Annotated in this window: 25 protein-coding genes; 21 read left to right on the top strand and 4 right to left on the bottom strand. The window is 35.7% G+C overall.

Annotated features, from left to right (window positions below; all coding sequences use genetic code 11):
• Both dnaN and dnaA read right to left on the bottom strand, forming a co-directional pair.
• Positions 1-1,137 (bottom strand): DNA polymerase III subunit beta, encoded by a 1,137-nt coding sequence (gene dnaN / locus ACHZEU_RS13590; protein WP_048395202.1) that lies wholly within the window; start codon positions 1,135-1,137, stop codon positions 1-3.
• A 169-nt stretch (positions 1,138-1,306) separates the two neighbouring features.
• Positions 1,307-2,656: a chromosomal replication initiator protein DnaA gene (gene dnaA / locus ACHZEU_RS13595; RefSeq protein WP_004233307.1), complete on the bottom strand. Its 1,350-nt coding sequence runs from the start codon at positions 2,654-2,656 to the stop codon at positions 1,307-1,309.
• 590 nt (positions 2,657-3,246) lie between these two features.
• Between dnaA and rpmH the strand changes: the two genes are divergently transcribed.
• The 11 genes from rpmH (at position 3,247) to ACHZEU_RS13650 (ending at position 13,850) form a co-directional block, all read left to right on the top strand.
• The gene (rpmH, locus tag ACHZEU_RS13600; RefSeq protein WP_004233310.1) at positions 3,247-3,381 is read left to right on the top strand and encodes a 50S ribosomal protein L34; all 135 of its coding nucleotides are present in this window, start codon (positions 3,247-3,249) and stop codon (positions 3,379-3,381) included.
• A 100-nt stretch (positions 3,382-3,481) separates the two neighbouring features.
• Positions 3,482-3,826 carry a ribonuclease P protein component gene (gene rnpA / locus ACHZEU_RS13605; RefSeq protein WP_048395204.1) on the top strand — a complete coding sequence of 115 codons (345 nt, stop codon included), beginning with the start codon at positions 3,482-3,484 and terminating at the stop codon, positions 3,824-3,826.
• A gap of 372 nt (positions 3,827-4,198) precedes the next feature.
• Positions 4,199-4,969, top strand: a complete 771-nt coding sequence (gene yidC / locus ACHZEU_RS13610) for a membrane protein insertase YidC (protein ID WP_025115704.1) — start codon at positions 4,199-4,201, stop codon at positions 4,967-4,969.
• Entirely contained in the window at positions 4,966-5,766 is an 801-nt protein-coding gene (gene jag / locus ACHZEU_RS13615; protein ID WP_066038360.1) for an RNA-binding cell elongation regulator Jag/EloR, read from the top strand. The genes yidC and jag overlap by 4 nt, the downstream gene beginning before the upstream one ends.
• A gap of 249 nt (positions 5,767-6,015) precedes the next feature.
• On the top strand, positions 6,016-7,401 hold the full coding sequence (gene mnmE, locus ACHZEU_RS13620; RefSeq protein ID WP_054548811.1) for a tRNA uridine-5-carboxymethylaminomethyl(34) synthesis GTPase MnmE: 1,386 nt from the start codon (positions 6,016-6,018) through the stop codon (positions 7,399-7,401).
• A gap of 27 nt (positions 7,402-7,428) precedes the next feature.
• Entirely contained in the window at positions 7,429-9,321 is a 1,893-nt protein-coding gene (gene mnmG, locus ACHZEU_RS13625) for a tRNA uridine-5-carboxymethylaminomethyl(34) synthesis enzyme MnmG (protein ID WP_349725876.1), read from the top strand.
• Positions 9,322-9,436: 115 nt separating this feature from the next.
• Positions 9,437-10,153 (top strand): 16S rRNA (guanine(527)-N(7))-methyltransferase RsmG, encoded by a 717-nt coding sequence (gene rsmG, locus ACHZEU_RS13630; RefSeq protein ID WP_066038358.1) that lies wholly within the window; start codon positions 9,437-9,439, stop codon positions 10,151-10,153.
• A gap of 179 nt (positions 10,154-10,332) precedes the next feature.
• The gene (gene noc / locus ACHZEU_RS13635) at positions 10,333-11,223 is read left to right on the top strand and encodes a nucleoid occlusion protein (RefSeq protein WP_404803498.1); all 891 of its coding nucleotides are present in this window, start codon (positions 10,333-10,335) and stop codon (positions 11,221-11,223) included.
• A gap of 232 nt (positions 11,224-11,455) precedes the next feature.
• A complete protein-coding gene (locus ACHZEU_RS13640; protein ID WP_048395216.1) occupies positions 11,456-12,217 on the top strand; it encodes a ParA family protein in 762 nt (253 codons plus the stop codon).
• Entirely contained in the window at positions 12,210-13,058 is an 849-nt protein-coding gene (locus ACHZEU_RS13645; protein ID WP_048395218.1) for a ParB/RepB/Spo0J family partition protein, read from the top strand. Before ACHZEU_RS13640 ends, ACHZEU_RS13645 begins: the two co-directional genes overlap by 8 nt.
• 78 nt (positions 13,059-13,136) lie before the next feature.
• Positions 13,137-13,850, top strand: a complete 714-nt coding sequence (locus ACHZEU_RS13650) for a DUF554 domain-containing protein (protein ID WP_048395220.1) — start codon at positions 13,137-13,139, stop codon at positions 13,848-13,850.
• Here the strand turns inward: ACHZEU_RS13650 and yyaC are convergent.
• Complete coding sequence (yyaC, locus tag ACHZEU_RS13655; RefSeq protein WP_048395222.1) at positions 13,770-14,402, bottom strand: spore protease YyaC; 633 nt, start codon at positions 14,400-14,402, stop codon at positions 13,770-13,772. The genes ACHZEU_RS13650 and yyaC overlap by 81 nt on opposite strands.
• A gap of 91 nt (positions 14,403-14,493) precedes the next feature.
• Between yyaC and ACHZEU_RS13660 the strand changes: the two genes are divergently transcribed.
• The 4 genes from ACHZEU_RS13660 to ACHZEU_RS13675 all read left to right on the top strand — a co-directional run bounded on the left by ACHZEU_RS13660 (position 14,494) and on the right by ACHZEU_RS13675 (position 17,892).
• On the top strand, positions 14,494-15,366 hold the full coding sequence (locus ACHZEU_RS13660) for a mechanosensitive ion channel family protein (protein WP_048395224.1): 873 nt from the start codon (positions 14,494-14,496) through the stop codon (positions 15,364-15,366).
• Position 15,367: 1 nt separating this feature from the next.
• Entirely contained in the window at positions 15,368-15,568 is a 201-nt protein-coding gene (locus ACHZEU_RS13665) for a DUF951 domain-containing protein (RefSeq protein ID WP_103119043.1), read from the top strand.
• Between the two features lie 97 nt (positions 15,569-15,665).
• Positions 15,666-16,766, top strand: a complete 1,101-nt coding sequence (ychF, locus tag ACHZEU_RS13670) for a redox-regulated ATPase YchF (RefSeq protein WP_016994923.1) — start codon at positions 15,666-15,668, stop codon at positions 16,764-16,766.
• 85 nt (positions 16,767-16,851) lie between these two features.
• Positions 16,852-17,892 (top strand): acyl-CoA dehydrogenase, encoded by a 1,041-nt coding sequence (locus ACHZEU_RS13675; RefSeq protein WP_048395228.1) that lies wholly within the window; start codon positions 16,852-16,854, stop codon positions 17,890-17,892.
• A 67-nt stretch (positions 17,893-17,959) separates the two neighbouring features.
• On the opposite strand, the gene ACHZEU_RS13680 is transcribed toward ACHZEU_RS13675, so the two are convergent.
• Positions 17,960-18,529, bottom strand: coding sequence for a DUF3267 domain-containing protein (locus ACHZEU_RS13680; protein WP_048395231.1), 570 nt, complete (start codon positions 18,527-18,529; stop codon positions 17,960-17,962).
• A gap of 176 nt (positions 18,530-18,705) precedes the next feature.
• Between ACHZEU_RS13680 and rpsF the strand changes: the two genes are divergently transcribed.
• The 6 genes from rpsF to ACHZEU_RS13710 all read left to right on the top strand — a co-directional run bounded on the left by rpsF (position 18,706) and on the right by ACHZEU_RS13710 (position 23,115).
• Positions 18,706-18,993: a 30S ribosomal protein S6 gene (gene rpsF, locus ACHZEU_RS13685; protein WP_016992320.1), complete on the top strand. Its 288-nt coding sequence runs from the start codon at positions 18,706-18,708 to the stop codon at positions 18,991-18,993.
• 43 nt (positions 18,994-19,036) lie between these two features.
• Entirely contained in the window at positions 19,037-19,603 is a 567-nt protein-coding gene (ssb, locus tag ACHZEU_RS13690; protein ID WP_048395233.1) for a single-stranded DNA-binding protein, read from the top strand.
• A 40-nt stretch (positions 19,604-19,643) separates the two neighbouring features.
• Entirely contained in the window at positions 19,644-19,880 is a 237-nt protein-coding gene (gene rpsR, locus ACHZEU_RS13695; RefSeq protein ID WP_004233359.1) for a 30S ribosomal protein S18, read from the top strand.
• 590 nt (positions 19,881-20,470) lie between these two features.
• A complete protein-coding gene (locus ACHZEU_RS13700; RefSeq protein ID WP_016992318.1) occupies positions 20,471-20,962 on the top strand; it encodes an RNA polymerase sigma factor in 492 nt (163 codons plus the stop codon).
• Positions 20,962-21,711 carry a hypothetical protein gene (locus tag ACHZEU_RS13705; RefSeq protein ID WP_279493524.1) on the top strand — a complete coding sequence of 250 codons (750 nt, stop codon included), beginning with the start codon at positions 20,962-20,964 and terminating at the stop codon, positions 21,709-21,711. The genes ACHZEU_RS13700 and ACHZEU_RS13705 overlap by 1 nt, the downstream gene beginning before the upstream one ends.
• Positions 21,712-22,173: 462 nt before the next feature.
• A complete protein-coding gene (locus tag ACHZEU_RS13710) occupies positions 22,174-23,115 on the top strand; it encodes a YybS family protein (protein ID WP_066038355.1) in 942 nt (313 codons plus the stop codon).
• Positions 23,116-23,124 lie beyond the last annotated feature (9 nt).

Here is a 23,124-nt window from a genome sequence, read left to right on the forward strand (position 1 = left end):
TTAGTAAGTTCGTACAGGTAAAATTAATTGTAAAATAGCATCATCATGAACGGAACGTAAAATAAACGGTCTCATTGCCCCAGTAAATTGAATAACTACGTCTTGTCCATCTATTGCTTTTAATGCTTCCATCATATATTTTGCACTGAATGAGATTTTCAAACCTTCCCCTTCTAATGCTTCCACAGGAATTTCTTCTTGTACTTTACCGATTTCAGGAGAATTAGAAGAAACCTCAACTGCTTGGTTATCTAAAATTTCAAAACGGACAACATTATTACGATCTCCTCGTGCAACAAGTGATGCACGGTCAATAGCTTGTAATAAAGATTTACCATTAATTGTTATATTTGTTTGATACTCTTCAGGAATTAAACGAGTTGTGTCAGGATAATTTCCTTCCAGTAAGCGAGAGAAGAATAATACATCACCAGTTTTAAATAATACTTGCTGACTTGTAATAACGATTTGGACAAGATTTGTAGAATCTTCAAGTACTTTATTTAATTCATTCAAACTTTTCCCTGGAATTACTACACTATGTTCAACTTCTGGTAAATTTTCGAGTTGCACTTTACGTCTTGCCAAACGATGACTATCTGTTGCAACACAGATTAATGTTTCATTTTTGATCTGCCAGTTTACACCTGTCAACACGGGTCTACTTTCTGAAGTGGCAACAGCGAATACTGTTTCACGGATAATTGTTTTTAAGAGATCAGCAGGAATAGTAAATTTTTGATCTTCTGTAAGCTCTGGTAATAAAGGATACTCTGCTGCATCTGAGCCAATTAAATGGAATTCCGATTTCCCTGAACGAATATGCGTTTGGAAACCTGGTGTTACTTGAATTTCAACATCGTTTGTTGGTAATTTACGTACGATTTCATTAAACATACGTGCTTGTACAACAATTGAACCTGTTTCTGTAATGTGAATAATTTGTTGTCCATCTTCTTCTACTGGAATAAATGTTTGAATAGTTATATCAGCATCACTACCAGTTAAGCGGATCCCTTCCTCTGTTACGTCAATTTTAATACCAGTTAAAATCGGAATAGTTGTTTTTGAACTTACTGCTTTCATGACATCATTTAAACCTTCTAATAAACGGTCACGTAAAATATCAAATTTCATTCGTTTTCCCTCACATATTTATATTATTTATTTATATAAAATAAAAAGATATAGTAATAGGCCCTGTGGATTTGTGGATAAGTATATTTTTATGAATAAAATCAGTCTATCCACATGTAGATAGACTGTGTATAAGTTTGTGTTTAAATAGTTAGTTTGTCCACAGCAATTACTTGCCTAGCATACTACGAATTTGTTTAACATCTTGTTGAAGTTGAACGTCATTTTTCAACATAGAAGATATTTTTTCGTGCGCATGGATGACAGTCGTATGATCGCGGCCACCAAATTCTTCGCCAATTTTGGGCAGCGAAAAATCTGTCAACTCGCGCGATAAGTACATAGCGATTTGACGTGGAAAAGCAATTAATTTAGTACGTTTTTTAGCAGCGAAATCTTCCAAACGTATACTAAAATGTTCCCCTACTGCATTTTGAATGTCTAATATTGTCACTGTTCGCGGTTTTGAATTTGGAATGATATCCTTCAATGCCTCGGCAGCTAATGTCGCTGTAATATCTTTGTTTACAAGAGATGAGTAGGCAACGACGCGAATAAGCGCACCTTCAAGCTCCCTAATATTGGAGTCAATCTGGTTCGCAATATAAAGCATTACTTCATTTGGTACCTCTAGACCGTCTGCTTTTGCTTTTTTACGCAAAATAGCGATACGAGTTTCCAAATCGGGTGGCGCAATATCAGTTATTAACCCCCACTCGAAACGTGAACGGAGCCGATCTTCTAAAGTTGGGATCTCCTTAGGAGGTCGGTCACTTGATATAACAATTTGTTTGGATTCTTCATGTAAAGTATTAAAAGTGTGGAAAAATTCTTCTTGAGTTGATTCTTTTCCAGCAAGGAATTGAATATCATCAATTAGCAGTACATCCACGTTGCGGTACTTATTGCGAAAATCAAGTGCTTTGTTATCACGAATTGAGTTAATAAATTCATTTGTAAATTTCTCGGATGATAAGTACACTACTTTAGCATTTGGATTATGCTCTAATACATAATGACCAATAGCGTGCATTAAGTGCGTTTTACCTAGCCCTACTCCCCCATAAATAAAGAATGGATTGTATGCCTTAGCAGGTGCTTCAGCTACAGCTAGCGAAGCTGCATGTGCAAAGCGGTTACCAGAGCCAATAACAAACGTGTCAAAAGTATATTTCGGGTTTAACATACCTGGTGAAATATCATGATGTTCATTATTTTTTGCTTGGATAATCGGCGCTGGCAAATCAAAATCGTCCGAATCCTGGTTTTTTTGAACAACAAATTTAATAAGCAAGTCTTCGCCTGTTAGCTCCGTTAATATACCTGTAATCAAATGAATATAATGATTTTCAAGCCAGTCTCGAGCAAACGAATTTGGCGCAGCGATTGTCACAGTGGACCCACTACCATTGTAAGATAGTAACTTCGTAGACTTTAGCCACGTTTCGAAGCTTGGTTTAGAAATTTTTTGTTCAACTTGAGCCAGGACATTGTTCCATAGTTCTTCTAAATGTTCCAAGCTGCTAATCTCCTTTACAGTGTTCAATACAAAAAAAATCGCATTTATAGAATTGTAAATACGTTCATTTTATAACTCGTCCACATAATCACAAGTTGTGGATAAAAGTTAACCAAAGGCTGTGATGAAAATTATCCACAGCATATTAACAGTTGTGGATAATTAAAATGTTCGTTTTAGTTTTCAACAAAGTGAAGCACAGTAATCGTATCAAAAAAACAAAGCTATTTCAATAGTTTGTGAAACTTATCCACATAGCTTACAGTTATGCACTTTATAGTTGTCCACAAGCACTGCTTATGTGAGAAACCTGTAGATAATTGTTGTGGATAAAAAATAATGCAAAAAATACTATACACAACTCTGTGTAAAAAAAACAAGTACTCTGTGGATAAATATTTTTATGTTTATGTAGAAAAATTATTTCTAGTAGAGTTCCAAACACTAGAAAGTTGAGAATAGAATAAATAGATAGTTCGACGGATTAAAAGAAATTTGTGAAATTCATTGACAAAATAACTAGATACTTTATATAATATTCGAGTCTGTATGTTGAAAAATTCAACTCATATCAGGAGGTGTCTATATAAATGAAACGTACTTACCAACCAAAAAAACGTAAGCACAGCAAAGTACACGGTTTCCGCGCACGTATGAGCACGAAAAACGGTCGCAAAGTTCTTGCTGCTCGTCGTCGTAAAGGAAGAAAAGTTTTATCAGCATAAAATAAGTCCACTGAGCCACATCAGTGGTCTTTTTTTTCTTTATTTTTGGTAAACCTAGAAATGAGGATCAAAAGATATTATCTAATAGCAGGTGAAAGAAATGAAAAAACGCCAACGAGTGAAGAAGAATGATGATTTTCAAAAGGTGTTTAAAAAAGGTAAATCTTTCGCTAATCGTCAGTTTGTTGTTTATTTTTTAGTAAAAGAGGGACAAACGGAATTTCGTGTTGGTTTATCAGTTAGTAAGAAGCTTGGGAATGCGGTAACACGCAACCAAGTAAAACGCTATATTCGACAAAGTATTCATGAATTAAAAGATGAGCTAAAGCCGAATATGGATTATGTTATTATCGCCAGACATCCGGCGGCCACTATGGATTTTCATGAAGTGAAACAAAGTTTGCAGCATGTACTACGAATCGCAAAGGTAATGAAAAAAGTGTAATGTATGCAACCAAGTGGTGAAATTACGCCTGTACTGTTAGCAATAGAATAAATAATATGTGATTTTGCATAAAATTATATGTAAGAGAATTATACACACGGGGGTATTTGTGGCGAGAGTTTTCGCTTAAAAATATGTAAAATTCACAACTTATCTTAGGAATAAGTGTGTGTAGTTAGAATATTTAGTAGAGTGAATGTTATAGGCATGATAAAATAACTGATAACTTTATCTTCATCGAGGACTCTCAAAAGTGGACTGAAATAAAGATAAGGCTACTGACGTTAAACCGATTATGTGATAGGAAACTGTCGGTACAAAAAGAACCATAAGAATAAGAAAAAGTGAATAGTAATTGTAGGGGGAAGAAGGTTGAAAAAACAACATTGGGTAATTTTGTCACTAGTATCGGTAGCCTTACTACTTTCTGGTTGTACAGAATTCAATGAACCAATTTCCAAAGATAGCACAGGCTTCTGGAATGAATTCATTGTTTGGCCGTTGGTATCAGCAATAAAATACTTTGCTGATCTGCTAGGTACGTATGCATGGGGGATCATTGCCGTAACGATTATTATTCGTTTAGCAATTTTGCCATTGATGATCAAACAAACAAAGAGTTCTAAAAAGATGCAAGAAATTCAACCAAAATTGAAGGAACTGCAAAAGAAGTATGCTTCTAAGGATGCTCAGACACAACAACAATATCAGCAAGAAATGATGAAGTTAATGAGTGAATCTGGAGTAAATCCACTTGCAGGATGCTTACCAGTAATCATTCAAATGCCAATCTTAATTGGTTTCTATCATGCAATTAGCCGTATGAATGCAACATCAACATTTGATTTAGGGAATTTCTTTATCTTCCCGCTAGCAGATCCTGCACCTGCATTAGCTATTACAGCTGGCTTAATGCAATTTATCGTGTTACGTACAGGACCAGCAATGGATAATCCTCAAATGAAAATTATGATGTATATTATGCCATTCATGATTATTGGTTTTGGTATGGCCTTACCAGCTGCATTATCATTATACTGGGTAATCGGAAACATTATTTCGATTTTCCAAAACTTGTACATTTATAAACCTTGGAATAAAGATAAAACACAACCTGCTCAAAATGGAGGGGCTAAAAAGTGAAACAACTTACGCAAATAGGCGCAACAACACAAGAAGCGATCTCATTGGCGTTACAGAAACTTGGCAAAACCCGTGAACAAGTAGATGTTGAAGTTTTACAAGAAGGTAAAAAAGGATTTTTAGGTTTTGGTGCACGTTCTGCAGAGATACGTGTAACAGTAAAAGAAGTTCAGGTTCCGACAATTGAAAGCGACAATGCGCAATTGCAGGTAGTAACTCAATTATATGAACCAATAGAAGTAGATGATGTTGAAACACTAAGTTCACAAGTTTCTGAACAACCAAGTGAAATGGAAGAAGTTCAACAAGTCGTTAAAGAACAAGATGAGGATGGAGACTCAGCAAATCCAATTGAAGAGGCAAAGGCTTATTTAAGTAGTATCGCTGAACAATTGGCTATTCATGATCTTGAGATTGCTACGACACGCGAAGGGAAATATGTATTATTTCAACTAAAAAGTGAGAAAGCTGCCCTGCTTATAGGGAAACGAGGTCAAACATTAAATTCCTTACAGCAATTAACACAACTCGTATTAAATAAAAGCGCAAAGCAGTTCTTAATGGTGAAACTAGATGTAGAAAACTATCGCGAGCGTCGACAAGTAGCTTTAGAATTACTTGCGGATCGAATGGCGGATAAGGCATTACGCTTAAATCAACGTGTGGCATTTGAACCAATGCCGTCTTACGAACGAAAGATAATTCATAATCAATTAGCAAACCGTCTAGATCTTGAAACGTATTCAGAAGGTACGGAGCCTAATCGTTATTTAGTAATAGAACCCGTAAAAAAATAATTAGACTGTTTCACATAATCATACAGACAATATATTTTGAAAGGTCATTTTATCTTTTAGATAAAATGACCTTTTTTAATGAAACGTAGCAAATTTTGTCGAAAATATGATTAGCGAAAAATTGATTTTATCCACATTTGGAAATGATCCTTACTTTAGATTTTGCTGAAAATATGTTAGTCTAAGGTGTTAGTAAGTATTGGTCGGTTTTGATTATCCACATGTGGATAACGTTGAGGAGGTCATTAAATGGAGTTCGATACAATTGCTGCGATATCCACACCGATGGGTGAAGGTGCCATAGCCATCGTTCGTTTAAGTGGAGACGAGGCTGTGACGATTGCAGACAAAATATTCAAATCACCCGGGGGAAAAAGTTTAACAACCAAAGATTCGCACACTATTCATTATGGACATTTAGTCGATCCTAAAACTAATGAGGTAGTAGAGGAAGTAATGCTATCGCTGATGCGTGGGCCAAAAACATTCACACGTGAGGATGTAGTTGAAATAAACTGTCATGGTGGATTAGTTTCAGTCAAACGCGTGTTGCAACTTGCTTTAACAAATGGAGCAAGGTTAGCTGAGCCAGGTGAATTCACAAAACGTGCCTTTTTAAACGGACGTATTGATTTATCACAGGCTGAAGCAGTAATGGATTTGATAAGAGCTAAAACAGATCGTGCGATGAATGTGGCTCTGGGTCAAATGGATGGAAAATTATCGAGACTTATTGGTGATTTGCGCCAAGCTTTACTAGAGACATTAGCCCAAGTAGAGGTTAATATAGATTATCCAGAGTATGATGATGTAGAAGAAATGACTGTACCTGTATTAGTAGAGAAATGTACATGGGTAAAAAATGAAATTATAAAACTTTTGCAAACATCTTCTCAAGGAAAAATTTTACGTGAGGGATTATCAACAGTTATTTTAGGTCGTCCGAATGTAGGGAAATCTTCACTTTTAAATAGCTTAGTACAAGAAAATAAGGCCATAGTGACAGATATTGCAGGGACTACTCGTGATATTATAGAGGAGTACGTCAATGTCCGAGGTGTTCCACTTCGTTTAGTGGATACAGCGGGTATTCGGGAAACAGAAGATATTGTTGAACGAATTGGAGTAGAACGCTCACGGGAAGCTCTTCGTGGAGCTGATTTAATTCTGTTTGTATTAAACTATGCAGATGAATTAACTGCTGAGGATGAGCGTCTATTCGAAACAATTGAAGCGATGGATTACATCGTTATTGTCAATAAAACAGATTTACCGCAAAAAATTGATTTGGCTCGTGTCAAGGAATTAGCTGGTGACCATCGCATTGTAACAACTTCTCTGCTACAAGAGGAGGGTATTACAGAGCTAGAAGAAGCCATTGCTGCATTGTTCTTTGAGGGACAAATCGAAGCGGGCGATTTAACATATGTTTCAAACGCAAGACATATTGCCCTTCTACACCAAGCGCAAGCAACGGTAGAAGATGCAATAGCAGCTGCACAGGATGGTGTACCAGTTGATATGGTACAAATTGATGTAACAAGAACATGGGAAATACTTGGCGAAATCATTGGTGATACTGTTCAAGAAAGCCTCATCAATCAACTATTTTCTCAGTTCTGTTTAGGAAAATAATTTTCAGAAAGAAAGGAAGGTACGAGCATGCCAACAAAATACGAGGCAGGCACGTTTGATGTGATTGTGATTGGTGCTGGTCATGCAGGTTCAGAAGCTGCACATGCCGCGGCTAAAATGGGTGCTAACACATTAATGCTAACAATCAATTTAGATATGATTGCATTTATGCCATGTAATCCATCTATTGGTGGTCCTGCCAAAGGAATTGTCGTACGTGAGATTGACGCTTTAGGAGGCGTCATGGGGAAAGTGATAGATAAAACGCATATTCAAATGCGAATGTTGAATACAGGGAAAGGCCCTGCTGTACGTGCATTGCGCGCACAAGCGGACAAAGTTTTGTATCAGCAAGAAATGAAACGAGTATTAGAAGAAACACCAAACTTAACAATCCATCAAGGGATGGTTGAAGAGTTAATTATTGAGGATGGGGAAGTAAAAGGGGTCATTACACAAATTGGTGCCGTTTATCGTGCTAAAACAGTTGTCGTGACAACAGGTACTTTCCTACGTGGTGAAATCATTATTGGTGATATTAAATATTCAAGTGGTCCTAATAACCAACAACCGTCAATTCGCTTAGCTGATAATTTAAAAGAGCTAGGTTTTGATCTAGTTCGATTTAAAACAGGTACACCACCACGTGTGAATAATCGAACAATAGATTATGACAAAACAGAGATTCAACCAGGTGATGATGTTCCACGTGCATTTAGTTTTGAAACGACTGAATTCATCATGGATCAGCTACCTTGCTGGTTAACATATACAAGCCCTGAAACTCATGAAATTATTGAAGCAAATTTACATCTTTCACCGATGTATTCAGGGATGATTAAAGGGACAGGTCCACGTTATTGCCCATCTATTGAAGATAAAGTTGTACGTTTTAATGATAAGCCAAGACACCAAATCTTCTTAGAGCCAGAAGGCCGCAATACACGTGAGGTTTATGTTCAAGGTTTGTCAACAAGCCTACCAGAGCATGTTCAAACACGTTTACTAAAATCTATACCTGGCTTAGAGAATGCGGAAATGATGCGCGCTGGTTATGCTATTGAATACGATTCAATTGTGCCAACACAACTATGGCCAACTTTAGAAACAAAACGTATTAAAGGCTTATATACAGCGGGCCAAATCAACGGTACATCTGGCTATGAAGAAGCTGCCGCGCAAGGCTTAATGGCGGGCATGAATGCTGCTGCTAATGTACTAGGTAAAGACGAATTAATTTTGAGCCGTTCGGATGCTTATATTGGCGTTTTGATCGATGACCTAGTGACAAAAGGAACAAATGAGCCATATCGTTTATTAACATCTCGTGCAGAATATCGTTTACTATTACGTCATGATAATGCAGATCTACGATTAATAGAGTTAGCTTACAATATGGGGATGATTCCACAAGAAAGATATGCTAGTTTCAATGAGAAAAAAGAGCTGATTGAAAATGAAATTGCACGTCTTCGTGAAGTCATTATTAAGCCAAATGAAGCGACACAATCTGTTATTCGTTCTGTTGGTGGTAGTGAATTAAAAGACGGTATACGTGGTGCAGATTTATTAAAACGCCCTGAAATGCATTATGAGTTAATTTCTTCTTTAATTCCGGCAGAAATCGAATTGGCGGATGAAGTGAAAGAACAAATTGAAATCCAGCTTAAATATGAAGGCTATATCGAAAAAGCATTGCAACAGGTAGAGAAACTACACAAAATGGAAAACAAAAAAATTCCTGAGAATATTGATTACGATGCTATTTCAGGTTTAGCAACAGAAGCGCGTCAAAAATTAAAACAAGTTACACCTCTATCTATTGCGCAAGCCTCTCGTATTTCTGGTGTTAATCCAGCTGATATTTCAATTCTGCTTGTTTATATTGAACAAGGTAAAATTGCGAAAGTAAGCAGCTGATCATCAACAACAGTAAAGTGAATAAGAGGCGGGCATACCATTGTGCCCGCTTCCTATTTTTAAAGCTATACTATTAGTTGGAGTTGTATAGCTAGATCAACAAAGGAGACTTTACATGAACGAACAACAATTTATTGAGGCTCTGAAAGAGAAAGGTATCGAACTTTCTGATATACAGATTGCTCAATTTAAAAAGTATTTTGAATTACTTGTTGAGTGGAATGAAAAGATGAATTTAACTGCCATTACAGATTTAGAAGGCGTGTATTTAAAGCATTTCTTCGATTCGATTAGTCCTTCATTTTACTTTGATTTTTCAAAAGTCATAACTGTTTGTGATGTTGGGGCAGGAGCTGGTTTCCCAAGTATCCCAATTAAAATCTGTTTCCCGCATTTACAAGTTACAATTGTCGACTCCTTAAATAAAAGAATTACCTTTTTAAATCATTTAAGTGATGAGTTACAATTAGAGAATATGCATTTTGTACATGCTCGAGCGGAAGAGTTTGGCCAAAATTTAAAATACCGCGAACAATTTGATGTGGTAACAGCACGAGCTGTAGCTCGTTTATCCGTTCTAGCAGAGTTATGTGTACCTTTAGCGAAACAAGATGGATATTTTGTTGCTTTAAAAGCCGCAGCTGGGGCAGAAGAACTAAAGGATGCTAAAAAAGCTTTAACAACATTGGGTGTTAAACTGAGAGAGGAATTTTCTTTCAAGCTACCTGTTGAAGAAAGTGAACGCATTTTATATATATTTGATAAAATAAAAGGAACACCGAAAAAATATCCGCGTAAGCCAGGTGTACCAAATAAAACACCGATTCAATAATTAGTGTTTCATGTGAAACTTCTCAAAGTGGAAAATATTTTTTCTATTTTGAGCATACATACTAGTTATGGATGGTTCACGCAAAAGACATCTATGAACTATATACATTTAAAGAAATATAATAAATAATAATAGAATGACACAGAGCAAGATAGTTACTTAAAGGTGGTGCCACTTGGATGAAAAGTCCTTTTTCACGTTTTTTTGGAGGCGGAAGTAAAACAGAGCCTATTGTGAAAAATGAAGTAGAACAAGCAGAGGCGGTTCATGCAGCGGAAGAAGTCATAAAGTTGCCTATTGATCAAATTGTACCTAACCGTTTTCAGCCACGTACTATTTTTGATGATGAAAAAATTGAAGAATTATCAAGAACCATTCATACACATGGTGTGATTCAGCCAATTGTTGTACGTAAAACATCAGACAATCAATATGAAATTATCGCTGGTGAGCGTCGTTATCGAGCGATGAAAAAGCTACAATGGACAGAAGTCCCTGCTATTGTACGTAATTTAACTGATAAGGAAACAGCATCTATTGCGTTAATAGAGAACTTGCAGCGTGAGGAGTTAACTGCTATTGAAGAAGCGGTAGCCTATCAAAAATTATTAGAGCTTCATGAGCTAACACAGGAAGCTCTTGCCCAAAGACTTGGAAAAGGACAATCCACTGTAGCCAACAAATTACGTTTATTAAGGCTGCCAGATGAAGTACAGCAAGCTATTTTGAAGCGAAAAATATCTGAACGACATGCACGTGCTTTAATTGCTATTAAAGATCAACCATTGCAACTAGAAATTTTGCAGCTAGCAATTGAAAATGATTGGAATGTGCGACAGTTAGAGGAGCAAATCCAGGCTATATTACATCCTGTAGCTGATGAGCAGGAAGAATCAATTCCAAAGAAAGCTAAACCGAAACGTAAAGCTATAAGTAAAGATGTACGTATTGCTTTGAATACCATCAAACAGTCTTTAACGATGGTAACGAAAAGTGGGATTACGGTGAAAACTGAAGAAGAAGATACAGAAGAATACTATCAAATTACAGTGAAGATTCCTATCTCTTAAAAAGTGTAATAAATTATTTTAGAAAAATCATTTATGATCAAATTTATCACTGTACAGGGGAGATATCTCAGAAGATTAATAGAGATATCTCCTTTTTTGTATTTATTCTTAATATTTTATACAACTCTCTTCAAATTTTTTGATAGAATGAAAGTTAGATAGCGGATTAAATAGTGATTTTACAAATGATTTGTCAAAGTAAACTTTGATAGATGAAAGCAGGTGCTTTTAAATGGGTAGAATTATAGCAATCGCCAATCAAAAGGGTGGCGTAGGTAAAACAACAACTTCGGTCAATTTGAGCGCTTGCCTAGCATACTTAGGTAAGAAAGTGCTTTTAATTGATACTGATCCGCAGGGGAATACAACAAGTGGACTTGGTATTAATAAAGGAGAAATACAGGGTTGTATTTATGATGTGCTCATTGATGATGAAGATGTTCAAAATGTCATTCAAAAAACAAATGTTGAAAATTTATCTATCGTGCCAGCAACAATCTCACTTGCAGGTGCAGAAATTGAATTGGTTTCGACTATTTCCAGAGAAGTACGTTTAAAACATGCTTTACAAAATGTGAAAGAGGATTTCGATTATATAATTATTGACTGTCCACCATCTTTAGGGCTTTTAACAATCAATGCGTTAACAGCTTCAGATGCGCTTATTATTCCTGTACAATGTGAATATTATGCATTGGAAGGGTTAAGTCAATTACTATCAACAGTTCGCCTCGTTCAAAAGCATTTGAATCAACAACTTTACATCGATGGCGTTTTATTAACAATGCTAGATGCACGCACAAACTTAGGCTTACAAGTTATTGAGGAAGTGAAAAAATATTTCCAAGATAAAGTATATAAAACAATAATCCCCCGTAATGTGCGATTAAGTGAGGCACCAAGTCATGGTCAACCAATCATCACTTATGATGCAAAATCTAGAGGTGCAGAAGTTTATTTAGAGATGGCGAGGGAAGTGATTAAAAATGGCTAAAGGTTTAGGAAAGGGTATTGGGGCATTATTTCCAGGAGAGTCTTTAGAACACAGTGGTCAAGTGGAAGAAATCCAATTAGATTTAATTGTTGCGAACCCATTTCAGCCACGTAAAATTTTCGATGAAGAAAGTTTACAAGAATTAGCTGATTCTATTAAAGAACATGGAATTTTACAGCCAATTGCTGTGCGTAAAAAAGCACGCAAGTTTGAAATTGTTGCGGGAGAGCGTCGTTACAGAGCTTGTCTATTAGCTGGCCTCGAGGTTATTCCTGTCATTATAAAAGAGCTATCAGATGCACAAATGATGGAGCTTGCTATTTTAGAAAACCTCCAACGTGAGGATTTAACTGTTATTGAAGAAGCAGAAGCCTATCAGAGTTTAATGGAAAACTTACATTTAACTCAGGAAGAGTTATCGAAGCGATTAGGAAAAAGTAGACCACATATTGCCAATCACGTTCGACTACTGGCATTACCAGAAGATGTACGTAAATTGATGAATGATGGAACTCTATCGATGGGGCAGGGACGGGCATTACTCGGCTTAAAAAATAAAAGAAGAATATCAGAAGTGGCTAATAAGGTAATAAATCTAGGATTGAACGTACGTCAAGTTGAATTATTAGTGCAAAACTTAAATGAAGAAGTTTCACGTGAAACAATCCCTCCTAAGAAAAAAGATATCTTTGTAACTGCAAAGGAGTCACAATTACGAGACTACTTTGGAACAAATGTTCAAATAAAGAAAACAAGCAATAAAGGGAAAATAGAAATTGAATTTTATTCTGAAGATGATTTAGAACGAATATTGGAAATATTAAACATACAGGAAGAATAAAATAATATTTCTATAACTTAATCAGAGCGCCAAGCAAATAGGCGCTCTCTATTTTTTAGAGAGAAAGAAGGCTTAAGTGTGGTATTACTAGGGGCATTAATAAATGCTGTGTTAATTATAGTAGGAGCATTAGTAGGGCGCATTTTTAAAAATCTCCCTGAATCTATGAAATCTACGGTTCTTTCTATTATTGGTTTAGCCGTCACATTATTAGGGATAAAAATGGGCTTTGAAAGTGATAATTTTATTATATTGGTAGTAAGTTTAGTGGTAGGTACAGTAATAGGTGAGTGGTTAGATTTAGATAAACAAATGAATCGTCTAGGTAAATGGGTAGAGAGTTTATTTCGTACAAAACGGGATGACCAAAATCAAATTAGCATAGCAGAGGGCTTTGTAACTGCCTCACTAATTTTTGTTGTAGGATCAATGGCTGTTATAGGTGCTCTTGATAGTGGTCTTCGTAATGATCATAATGTACTCATTACTAAAGGATTAATAGATGGATTTACATCCATTATTCTAGCCTCGACATTAGGTATAGGTGTAATGCTATCCGCTGTACCTGTCTTTGTTTATCAAGGATTAATAGCTCTTTTTGCAGGTGTTATAAGTTCCTTTATCCCTGATGCCGCACTACAAATGTTCATTACAGAAATGACAGCTGTTGGCGGGGTTATGATTATGGCAATAGGGTTAAACATTGCAGGCTTAGCTAAGATCAAAGCTGCTAACTTGCTTCCAGGTATCGTCATTGTTGGTATTATGGTGGCTATCTTCTACATTTTTTAGTGAATAACGATGAGCAGCCAGTAATAATGCTCTTGATAGCTTTTCAGCCATTGCATAAGAAATATGAAGTCTGGTATTTTGTAAAACAAGCATTTCCATAAAGCCTCCAATATTGACGATTCCTTTCACGGAAATGTCTCCAATTGGGGGTAATTCTTTTTTTACAGCTTTTCCAGGGAAAATGGGTCCACTTTGAACTGAAATATGACCAACATTTTGCTCACTGCCGAGACAGGCATCAATCGCAATAATGAATGGTTTTGTAGTATGATTGTGTAGCTGTTGCATTGTAGAATCTAGGTTTAGAGCATGTAAAGGGTCTTCTAAGGAACCGACAATTTCATAAGGAAAGCTAACAGATTTTTTTAAAAAGCTACCAGTTAATGGACCAAGTGTATCACCCGTACATCGGTCACTGCCAATACAACAAAAAATTAGTCTTTCATGATGAAACGGTATATGTTCTAAAAATAATGTACTTAATTGCCAAACAGCATTTTTACTCTCATGATGAAGGGAATAAGGTAGTAACAAATTTGGTATAGTATTCATAAAAAAACTCACTTTCTTTTTATTTTTAGAAGTGCTCAATTTTTATGCAGTATACGCAAATTTTTAGCAAGTTATTCAAGAGGTGGTAATGATGGAAAAGAATAAAAAGTTAATGGAAAAATACTGGGACAAGCTCACATCTGAGGATCTTTGGGAAAAGGTTATTGATGCATCTATAGAAATTTTGCTCATTCTATTAGTATCGTGGATCGCTGTAAGATTAGGTAAAAAATTTATTAAAAAGGTGTTTTTAATCCGTATGCGTTCACCATTGAGCCACTCAGAGCGACGCCAACGAACAATTTCAAGATTATTACAAAGCGTGATTTCCTATGTCGTTTATTTCTCTGCAATCATTGGTATACTTTCTTCCTTAAATATAAAGGTAGCAGGTTTATTAGCGGGTGCAGGAATTGTTGGTTTAGCAATAGGTTTTGGTGCTCAAAGCTTAGTAAAGGATGTTATTACTGGATTCTTTATTATTTTTGAAGACCAGTTTGGTGTAGGCGATTATATAAAAATAAATGCTGCAGAAGGTACAGTTGTAGAAATTGGCTTACGTACAACAAAAATTAATGGTGCTACTGGTGAACAGTTCATCATTCCCAATGGTGCCATAGGCGAAGTCGTCAATTATTCTGTTAACAACTCCAAAATTTTTATAGATTTACAAATGGCCACGGATGCTGATTTTGAGAAAGCAGAAGGGGTTATTAATAAGTATTTAGAGACATTGCCTAAGATGCATAAAGAATTAATTGCAGCTCCGGTATTTCTAGGTGTGCAAAATGTGAAAGGGACAGAAGTAACCATTCGTATAGCTGCTGAAACATTACCGCAGCAACAATATGGAGTAGCACGTACCATACGCCGCGATATTACGAAACTCTTTGAAGAAAATAATATACCAATGGTCTATCCAAAAATGATGTTCTATGGCAAAGATGAGGGGAGAAGTGTGTAAGATGGAGGCAAAAAAATTTGGTTTAAACGATATTGTTGAAATGAAAAAACAACATCCATGCGGTACTAATAAATGGAAAATTATTCGTATGGGGGCGGATGTACGTATCAAATGCGAAGGATGTCAGCATAGTGTCATGATTCCACGTCGTGAATTTGAGAAAAAAATGAAAAAGGTTTTGTTTTCTGCGGAAGAGTTGTAACATCAGGCATATTAGACTTTTTCTAAGTGAATCAATATAATAGATAAGGTTATATGAGAGAAAATTTGAACTGAGTATAGAAAGGTTGTGTCCATCCATGGCATTAACAGCTGGAATCGTTGGTTTACCTAACGTTGGAAAATCAACATTATTTAACGCAATAACAAAAGCGGGCGCATTGGCTGCAAACTATCCATTCGCAACGATCGATCCAAACGTTGGTATAGTTGAAGTACCTGATGCACGTTTAGATAAATTAACAGAATTAGTGGTACCGAAAAAAACTGTGCCAACTGCATTTGAATTTACAGATATCGCTGGAATTGTTAAAGGTGCTTCCAAGGGTGAAGGATTAGGAAATAAGTTCCTAGCTCATATTCGTGAAGTAGACGCAATTTGTCAGGTAGTACGTTGTTTTGTAGACGAAAACATTACTCACGTTTCTGGCGCAGTAGATCCAATTGACGATATTGAAGTTATTAATCTAGAGCTTGCACTAGCTGACTTAGAATCTGTGGATAAACGTTTACAACGAGTTAGCAAAATGGCGAAACAAAAAGATAAAGAGGCTATGATAGAAGAGCCAGTGCTTCTAAAAATTAAAGAGCAACTAGAAAACGGTAAACCAGCTAGAGCAGCTGAGCTATCAGATGATGAATTGAAGGTAATTAAAGGTCTTCATCTGCTAACAATAAAACCAATGCTTTATGTAGCAAACGTTTCAGAAGATGAAGTAGCAGATGCAGACAACAACGAGTATGTGAAAAAAGTACGTGAATATGCATCCGCTGAAGGTGCACAGGTCATTACTATTTGTGCAAAAATCGAAGAAGAAATTTCTGAGTTAGATGATGAAGAAAAAGCTATGTTCTTAGAAGAATTAGGAATTAAAGAATCTGGTTTAGATCAACTAATTCGTACTTCTTATGACTTATTAGGACTAGCTACTTACTTCACTGCAGGTGTACAAGAGGTACGTGCCTGGACGTTCCGTAAAGGAATGAAGGCACCTCAATGTGCAGGTATTATTCATACTGACTTTGAGCGCGGCTTTATTCGTGCAGAAACAGTGGCATATGATGATCTTCTTGAGGCAGGTTCGCAAGCAGCGGCTAAGGAAGCTGGTAAAGTACGTCTTGAAGGTAAAGAATATGAAGTACAAGATGGCGATATTATGTTATTCCGCTTTAATGTATAAAAAACTTACAAGGGCAATCTAAAATGGTTGCCCTTTTTCGATTGCTTAGTTATCAGAATTTTTAATGTATGGAGGCGACTTATGAATGAATCCTGTGCAAATTAAGGAACGTGGTTTAGAGTTTGAGCAACTGGGGATGCTACCACAAGATGTCTTAGATTATATTTATGAACAACGATTATTCAAATTGTTCACTCCAAGAGAATTAGGTGGTATGGATTTAAATTTAATAGAAGGTGTAAAGATATTTCAACAGATGTCTGCACTTGATGGCAATTTTGGATGGCTCATTACTATTGGTACAGGTGGAAACGCATTTATTCCAACATTCAGTAAGGAAATTTGTGAAAAAATCTATTCTCCTAAAGAAGCAGTTATAGCAGGTAGTGGATATCCAACAGGGATAGCTGTAAAAACAATTGGAGGCTATTATGTAACAGGGCAATGGAAGTATTGTAGTGGTTCTAATTATGCATCAACATTTACGATGAATTGTTTAATTGAAGAAGATGGTATCAAAACCGAAAAAATTATTAGCTGCTCAGTAAATCCACATGATGTAGAAATTTTGAATGATTGGTCTGCAATGGGTTTAAAGGCAACAGCTAGTCATACAATCCGTGTAAACAATGTTTGGGTACCACAGGAAGCTACTTTTCAATTAGGGGTCATCAGAAATGATTATGGCAATTCAGTACATAGCTTTCCATTTACCACTTTTGCAGAGGCTTCTTTTTTAGGCGTTTGTCTTGGGATGACAGAGAATTTTTTAGAAGAAGCTTTTGCTTTAATGAAGCAACGAAATCATGATGGAAGCAGAACTGAGCGAATTGGAGCCTTCCAATTTTTATGGATGCAGCAGCATAAACGTTTCAAGCAATGCGAGGAACAGTTTTATGCAACATTATCTGTCTTTTGGCAACAGCATCAAAAAGGTGAACAATTAACGGAAGAGGAATTATCACAATTTACTCAATTGGCTAAGGATATAGCTGCTGCTTGCTTAGAGATAGCGAATAATTTAATACGCTGTCTTGGTATGGATGCTATTACAGAAACATCTACGATTAACCGTATTTGGAGAAATTTATATACAGCAGCCCAGCATGGATTTTTAACTCCTTAAAGTATAAATAGAATCTGTAGTTGTTCATTTCTAATCTACAGATTCTATTTAATTATGTAGTCTTATTTTAATGATGATCCTTTTCCTGCAATAGATAAACATACAGCTTTGGTAATTTAGAATCATCCTGTACGATAGCATTACGTGGATATTTACGTAGCTCTTTATACATGGCAAAATCGCCTACAGCTCCAGCTATTAACACCGCCCCTATCAATATTAAAACAGTACTGTTAAGATAAAACCCAACAATGGTTGGAAGTACTCCAGTCGTCCAGAATGGCAGTAATAAAGCTTTTTTCATAGCATGGTTGGGGAGAGGTTGCTCAGTAGTTGCATAGGCAATACCTTGCTCTAAATTTATGCCATATTTTAAAGCTTTAAAGGGAACTCTGCCAAAAATCATAAAGCCAATTAAATGAAAAGCCTCGTGTAGGATAATAAAAATTATATACAGCACAACAAATAGTGCTGTGCCACCAATCATCTTCCAAAAAGAAAAATGGAAATCTTTAAAGCAAATATATTGAATGGCAATAAATAATATGACAAGACCACTTGTAATCACAAAATTGTCGATCATTAACTTCTTTAAATCTAATTCGATAACGATAGGCTCCTTATCGTTGGTTAACATGAAGGCACTCCTTTCATAGATAATGAAATATACTGCCATTATATAACGAATTATTAGTTTGTGACTTGAAAGACATGTACCTATATGTTACAATTCATTGATGTGAGTAATAATTAATTACTTGCTCCTTGCTCCCTTAATTAGGAGAGCCTAAGTCCATAAGGAGGTGTAAACAGATGAGAAAATACGAATTAATGTACATCGTACGTCCGAACATTGAAGACGAAGCGAAGAAAGCTTTAGTTGAACGTTTCAACGAAATGTTAACTTCTAACGGTGCAGAAGTCATCGAATCAAAAGAGTGGGGCAAACGCCGCTTAGCTTATGAAATTCAAGACTTCCGCGAAGGTTACTACCAAATCGTAAAAGTAAACGCTACTTCAGATGCAATCAACGAGTATACACGTCTTGCTAACATCAGCGAAGACATCATTCGCCACATTGCAGTTCGCGAAGAAGCTTAATAATTAATTTTTTACAAAACGCTGAAAAGGAGGTTGTATTCTGATGATTAACCGTGTCGTATTAGTTGGAAGACTAACAAAAGATCCTGAGCTACGTTATACACCGAATGGAGTTGCGTCTACAAGATTTACAGTAGCTGTAAACCGTGCATTCTCAAATCAACAAGGTGAACGCGAAGCTGATTTCATTAGCTGTGTTGCTTGGCGTAAACAGGCTGAAAACCTAGCGAACTTCATGCGAAAAGGAAGTTTAATTGGGGTAGAAGGTCGTATCCAGACAGGCAGTTATGAAGGACAAGATGGTAAGCGAGTATACACAACAGATGTCGTGGCGGATAGCGTACAGTTTTTAGAACCCCGTAATGGTAGCGGTGCTCCTGCTCCTCAATATGGTGGACAAACTTACGGTAATAACCAACCGTCATATGGCGGTGGTCAACCACAACAACAGTTTGGTGGCGCTATGCCAGGGCAGGGTTCCTATGGCGGCGATTCGTATCAGCAAAATCAACCACCTATGAATCAGCCGAATTATACACGTGTAGATGAGGATCCATTTGCGAATAGCAAAGGGCCAATAGAAGTATCTGAGGATGATCTTCCATTCTAATGCTTCTAAATGATAAAAAAAGATAAGGAGGAGACACACTATGGCACCACGTCGCGGAGGCCGCAAACGCCGTAAAGTTTGCTACTTCACTTCAAACAATATTACGCACATCGACTACAAAGATGTAGATTTATTAAAAAAATTCATCTCTGAGCGCGGTAAAATTTTACCACGTCGCGTAACTGGCACAAGTGCAAAGTACCAACGTAAATTAACTTCAGCTATCAAAGTATCTCGTATCATGGGATTACTTCCATTCGTAGCAGAAGATAAATAAGATTTATTTATTAATAAAAGCACAACAAGGTTTTCATAACCTTTGTGGTGCTTTTTTTTATTTATACTGTTTTCTCAAATATTGTTACTATAAAGGAAAAAAAGCGAGAAATTTGAAACTAATATTGTTGGGGAAGTAAATCTATCTTTAGCAGGAGATGATTGTCCAGATGACTCAATCTCTCCTTTCGGTTTCTATCTTTATAAGGACGTGGATACCCCTTCTCCTCAAACTTATTCAACTCACAGCAATGTACCAGCAACCTATTATTATGAAGCATTCAGTGGATCATATCTGCTTGGGTTGAATAAATTATCAAATGTAAAATTATTTCAAGCTCACCTATTCGGTGGGCTTGTTTTATTTAAGAGAACGATAGATATAGCAAAGTATCAACGATAGGTACCTAAAATGACATTCTAATTACACAATATAATAAGATTAGATTCGGATAGAAGACTATTGGAAAATATTTTTCCAATTTTTTTGCATCGATTAGTTTTTAGGTAAGATTATTTTCTAAAATTATTTTATTTAAAATGTCACCAAATGGTAACTTAATGTGTGTTATAAGTGAAAGGAGTTGATGGATGTTGCAACAATTAGTTTGGTCGAACGAACTAGATATAGAACGAATTGTTGATAAATATGGAAATATGCTTTTTAGAATGTGTCTTGTTATTCTATGCAATGAGAATGATGCAGAGGATGTCGTACAAGACACTTTTATTACCTATCTAACTAAATCTCCACCATTTAACGATTCAGAACATGAGAAAGCATGGTTGATTACTATTGCTACAAATCGCTGCAAGAATATGAGAAGGTACAATATTATTCGTAAACATATGGATATCAATGATTTACAACTATATTGTAAGGATGATGAAAACTATGGTTTAATTGAACATCTTATGAGATTGCCAAATAAACATAAGATTGTCTTGTTACTTTATTATGTAGAGGGCTATAAAGTAGATGAAATAGCAAAAATACTTGGCATTACTACTTCAGCAGTTAAAAAGCGATTACAACGTGGAAGAGAGCTTATTCGAGAAAAATATCGAAAGGAGAATGAATGATGAACTTTGATAAGATTAAAGAAGCTGTTAATACTATTGAAATGCCAAAAACTATGAAAAATCGTGTGAAAAAGAATTGCAATATTATAGAAAAGAAAAATTTTAAAAGGCGGATTTCTGTAGCTTGTGCATTTGGATTCCTATTGTTAATTATGATAGGTATTCCGTTTTTCAATAATAATGGAAACTTTCAAGTCGCAAATTTTACAATCACAGCTTATGCATTGAGTGATGATGGGAATCAGCCAAATACCAAACTTTCATCAGATAAAGCTACTTTTGAATTATCAACTGAAGCTAGAGGTAGTACAACTGATATAACTGGAGATGTAGGTAATTTAATCTTTACAAAGCTTATGCTAAATATAAGTGGAGAACATATCGACTCAGTCACTTATACCATTAGCAAAGGCAAGTTTATAGAGGATGTTACACTTACAGCTAAAGAATATGCAGACAAAGACTGGTTATTATCAGAAAAGATATTTATGATTGGAAGTTCGCCTGGTTCAGATATATACAACGGTACAAAGGAAATTGGAAATACCTATACAGTTGAGTATAATGAACAGGATAAATATCAATATTCAATTGCAATTCCTCATGATGGCAATTTGGTAATAGATGACGACATAATAATCAAAGTCATTGTAAAATATACAGATGGAAGCTCTGAACAACAAGATATTGCTGTAACTCAAGAATCAAATTCTTTAAAATCAAATTCTATTTCATTAAAGCTTAATTAAAATAATCGAGATGTAATACTACTGTACAAAGAACTAAGTTAACTGGAGAAAAGAAGAACTAGTAGAAAAATCTACAGGATAGATTAGAAACCAAACATTGACGAGGATACTTATTACTCTTGGTAGTATTGTTGGGTACGGAATTTATGTTGAATTTAGTTAAATTAGTTAGTATCATGGGATTACTTCCATTCGTAGCAGAAGATAAATAAGATTGATGACGTTAAGGTAACTGACCTTACATCAATTTTAACTACCAGCATATTACGATATTCGTATCGGGTATGCTGGTTTTTTGTTATGGTTAAAAAGAAAATTATCAGCTACTTAGGTAAAAGTTCGAATTAAAATTGAAAAAATAATGACAATGTACATAGTGATCTAAGTGATTTTTGTTCAATACTATGAAAAAATGGTACAATAAAGGGTAGTAAGTTTGACTGAAAAAAAGGAAGGTTTTCAATGCCGAATAATCAAACAAAAGCGCTTGTACAAGGCTCAATGATGGTTGCACTTTTTACAATTTTGATGCTAATTTCTGCATATGTACCATTCATCTTTATAGTAGCTTTATTATTCGCTCCACTACCGATTGCTTGGTATAGCGCAAATTACAAGCGTTCCACATCAATACTCGTAGCAATAGTAGGCTGTATCCTAACCACTATAACGAGTGGAATATCCATGCTGCCATTTGCCTTTATTTTAGGGCTAGTAGGTGTCGTTATGGGTAACGCCATTTATTTGAAGAAGAGTAAGCTTTATTTATTTATGTCAACGGGGATTGCTAATCTCCTTTCGATGGCAATTGTTTATGTTGCTTATGTAAAGCTTTCAGGGATTGACTTCATAAGCATGAGTTTAGAGATGGCACGTAAAAATTATGAGCAATCTAATGAATTTGCGAAGAATGTAACAGGCCAAGTAGCCATTAATCCAGAGCAACTTGAGGCAATGTTTAAAACAATTGAACTGACTATGCCTGCAACGATAACAATCTCAGCATTTTTTGCTGCATTTATTATCATTACAGTCAATTTACCAGCTCTAAAACGACTAGGGGTAGATGTTCCAAAATTTGCTCCATTCCAAAATATGAGATTACCACGCTCTATTTTATGGTATTACATGATTGTTTTATGTATTAATTTATTCATGCGTCCTGAGGCTGGCTCTACGCTAGATATTATTGTATTAAATGTTTCTTATATTTTATGGTTGTTACTGATTTTACAAGGAATATCTTTTATCCATTATTTTATCTCTAAAAAGGGGATGCCAAATGGAGTTAAATGGGTAGCAACTTTATTAGCAATTCCATTATCATCCTTTATGATCTTACTCGGTATTGTTGATTTAGGTTTTGACGTACGTTCACTTGTAAAGGGGAAGACTAAAGAATAAGGGGCTGAT

This window comes from Lysinibacillus sp. S1, from assembly GCF_044986265.1.
In the GTDB taxonomy this organism is placed as follows: Bacteria; Bacillota; Bacilli; order Bacillales_A; family Planococcaceae; genus Lysinibacillus; species Lysinibacillus capsici.

Excerpts from the sequence above, each read along its gene's own strand:
- rnpA (WP_048395204.1), top strand. The coding sequence starts at position 3,482 with ATGAAAAAACGCCAACGAGTGAAGAAGAATGATGATTTTCAAAAGGTG.
- rsmG (WP_066038358.1), top strand. The coding sequence starts at position 9,437 with ATGAACGAACAACAATTTATTGAGGCTCTGAAAGAGAAAGGTATCGAA.
- ACHZEU_RS13710 (WP_066038355.1), top strand. The coding sequence starts at position 22,174 with ATGCCGAATAATCAAACAAAAGCGCTTGTACAAGGCTCAATGATGGTT.
- ACHZEU_RS13705 (WP_279493524.1), top strand. The coding sequence starts at position 20,962 with ATGAACTTTGATAAGATTAAAGAAGCTGTTAATACTATTGAAATGCCA.
- ACHZEU_RS13660 (WP_048395224.1), top strand. The coding sequence starts at position 14,494 with ATGGAAAAGAATAAAAAGTTAATGGAAAAATACTGGGACAAGCTCACA.
- ACHZEU_RS13645 (WP_048395218.1), top strand. The coding sequence starts at position 12,210 with ATGGCTAAAGGTTTAGGAAAGGGTATTGGGGCATTATTTCCAGGAGAG.
- ACHZEU_RS13680 (WP_048395231.1), bottom strand. The coding sequence starts at position 18,529 with ATGTTAACCAACGATAAGGAGCCTATCGTTATCGAATTAGATTTAAAG.
- mnmG (WP_349725876.1), top strand. The coding sequence starts at position 7,429 with ATGCCAACAAAATACGAGGCAGGCACGTTTGATGTGATTGTGATTGGT.
- ACHZEU_RS13665 (WP_103119043.1), top strand. The coding sequence starts at position 15,368 with ATGGAGGCAAAAAAATTTGGTTTAAACGATATTGTTGAAATGAAAAAA.
- rpsR (WP_004233359.1), top strand. The coding sequence starts at position 19,644 with ATGGCACCACGTCGCGGAGGCCGCAAACGCCGTAAAGTTTGCTACTTC.
- ychF (WP_016994923.1), top strand. The coding sequence starts at position 15,666 with ATGGCATTAACAGCTGGAATCGTTGGTTTACCTAACGTTGGAAAATCA.
- rpsF (WP_016992320.1), top strand. The coding sequence starts at position 18,706 with ATGAGAAAATACGAATTAATGTACATCGTACGTCCGAACATTGAAGAC.
- dnaN (WP_048395202.1), bottom strand. The coding sequence starts at position 1,137 with ATGAAATTTGATATTTTACGTGACCGTTTATTAGAAGGTTTAAATGAT.
- ssb (WP_048395233.1), top strand. The coding sequence starts at position 19,037 with ATGATTAACCGTGTCGTATTAGTTGGAAGACTAACAAAAGATCCTGAG.
- yyaC (WP_048395222.1), bottom strand. The coding sequence starts at position 14,402 with ATGAATACTATACCAAATTTGTTACTACCTTATTCCCTTCATCATGAG.
- mnmE (WP_054548811.1), top strand. The coding sequence starts at position 6,016 with ATGGAGTTCGATACAATTGCTGCGATATCCACACCGATGGGTGAAGGT.
- noc (WP_404803498.1), top strand. The coding sequence starts at position 10,333 with ATGAAAAGTCCTTTTTCACGTTTTTTTGGAGGCGGAAGTAAAACAGAG.
- ACHZEU_RS13675 (WP_048395228.1), top strand. The coding sequence starts at position 16,852 with ATGAATCCTGTGCAAATTAAGGAACGTGGTTTAGAGTTTGAGCAACTG.
- ACHZEU_RS13640 (WP_048395216.1), top strand. The coding sequence starts at position 11,456 with ATGGGTAGAATTATAGCAATCGCCAATCAAAAGGGTGGCGTAGGTAAA.
- rpmH (WP_004233310.1), top strand. The coding sequence starts at position 3,247 with ATGAAACGTACTTACCAACCAAAAAAACGTAAGCACAGCAAAGTACAC.
- ACHZEU_RS13700 (WP_016992318.1), top strand. The coding sequence starts at position 20,471 with ATGTTGCAACAATTAGTTTGGTCGAACGAACTAGATATAGAACGAATT.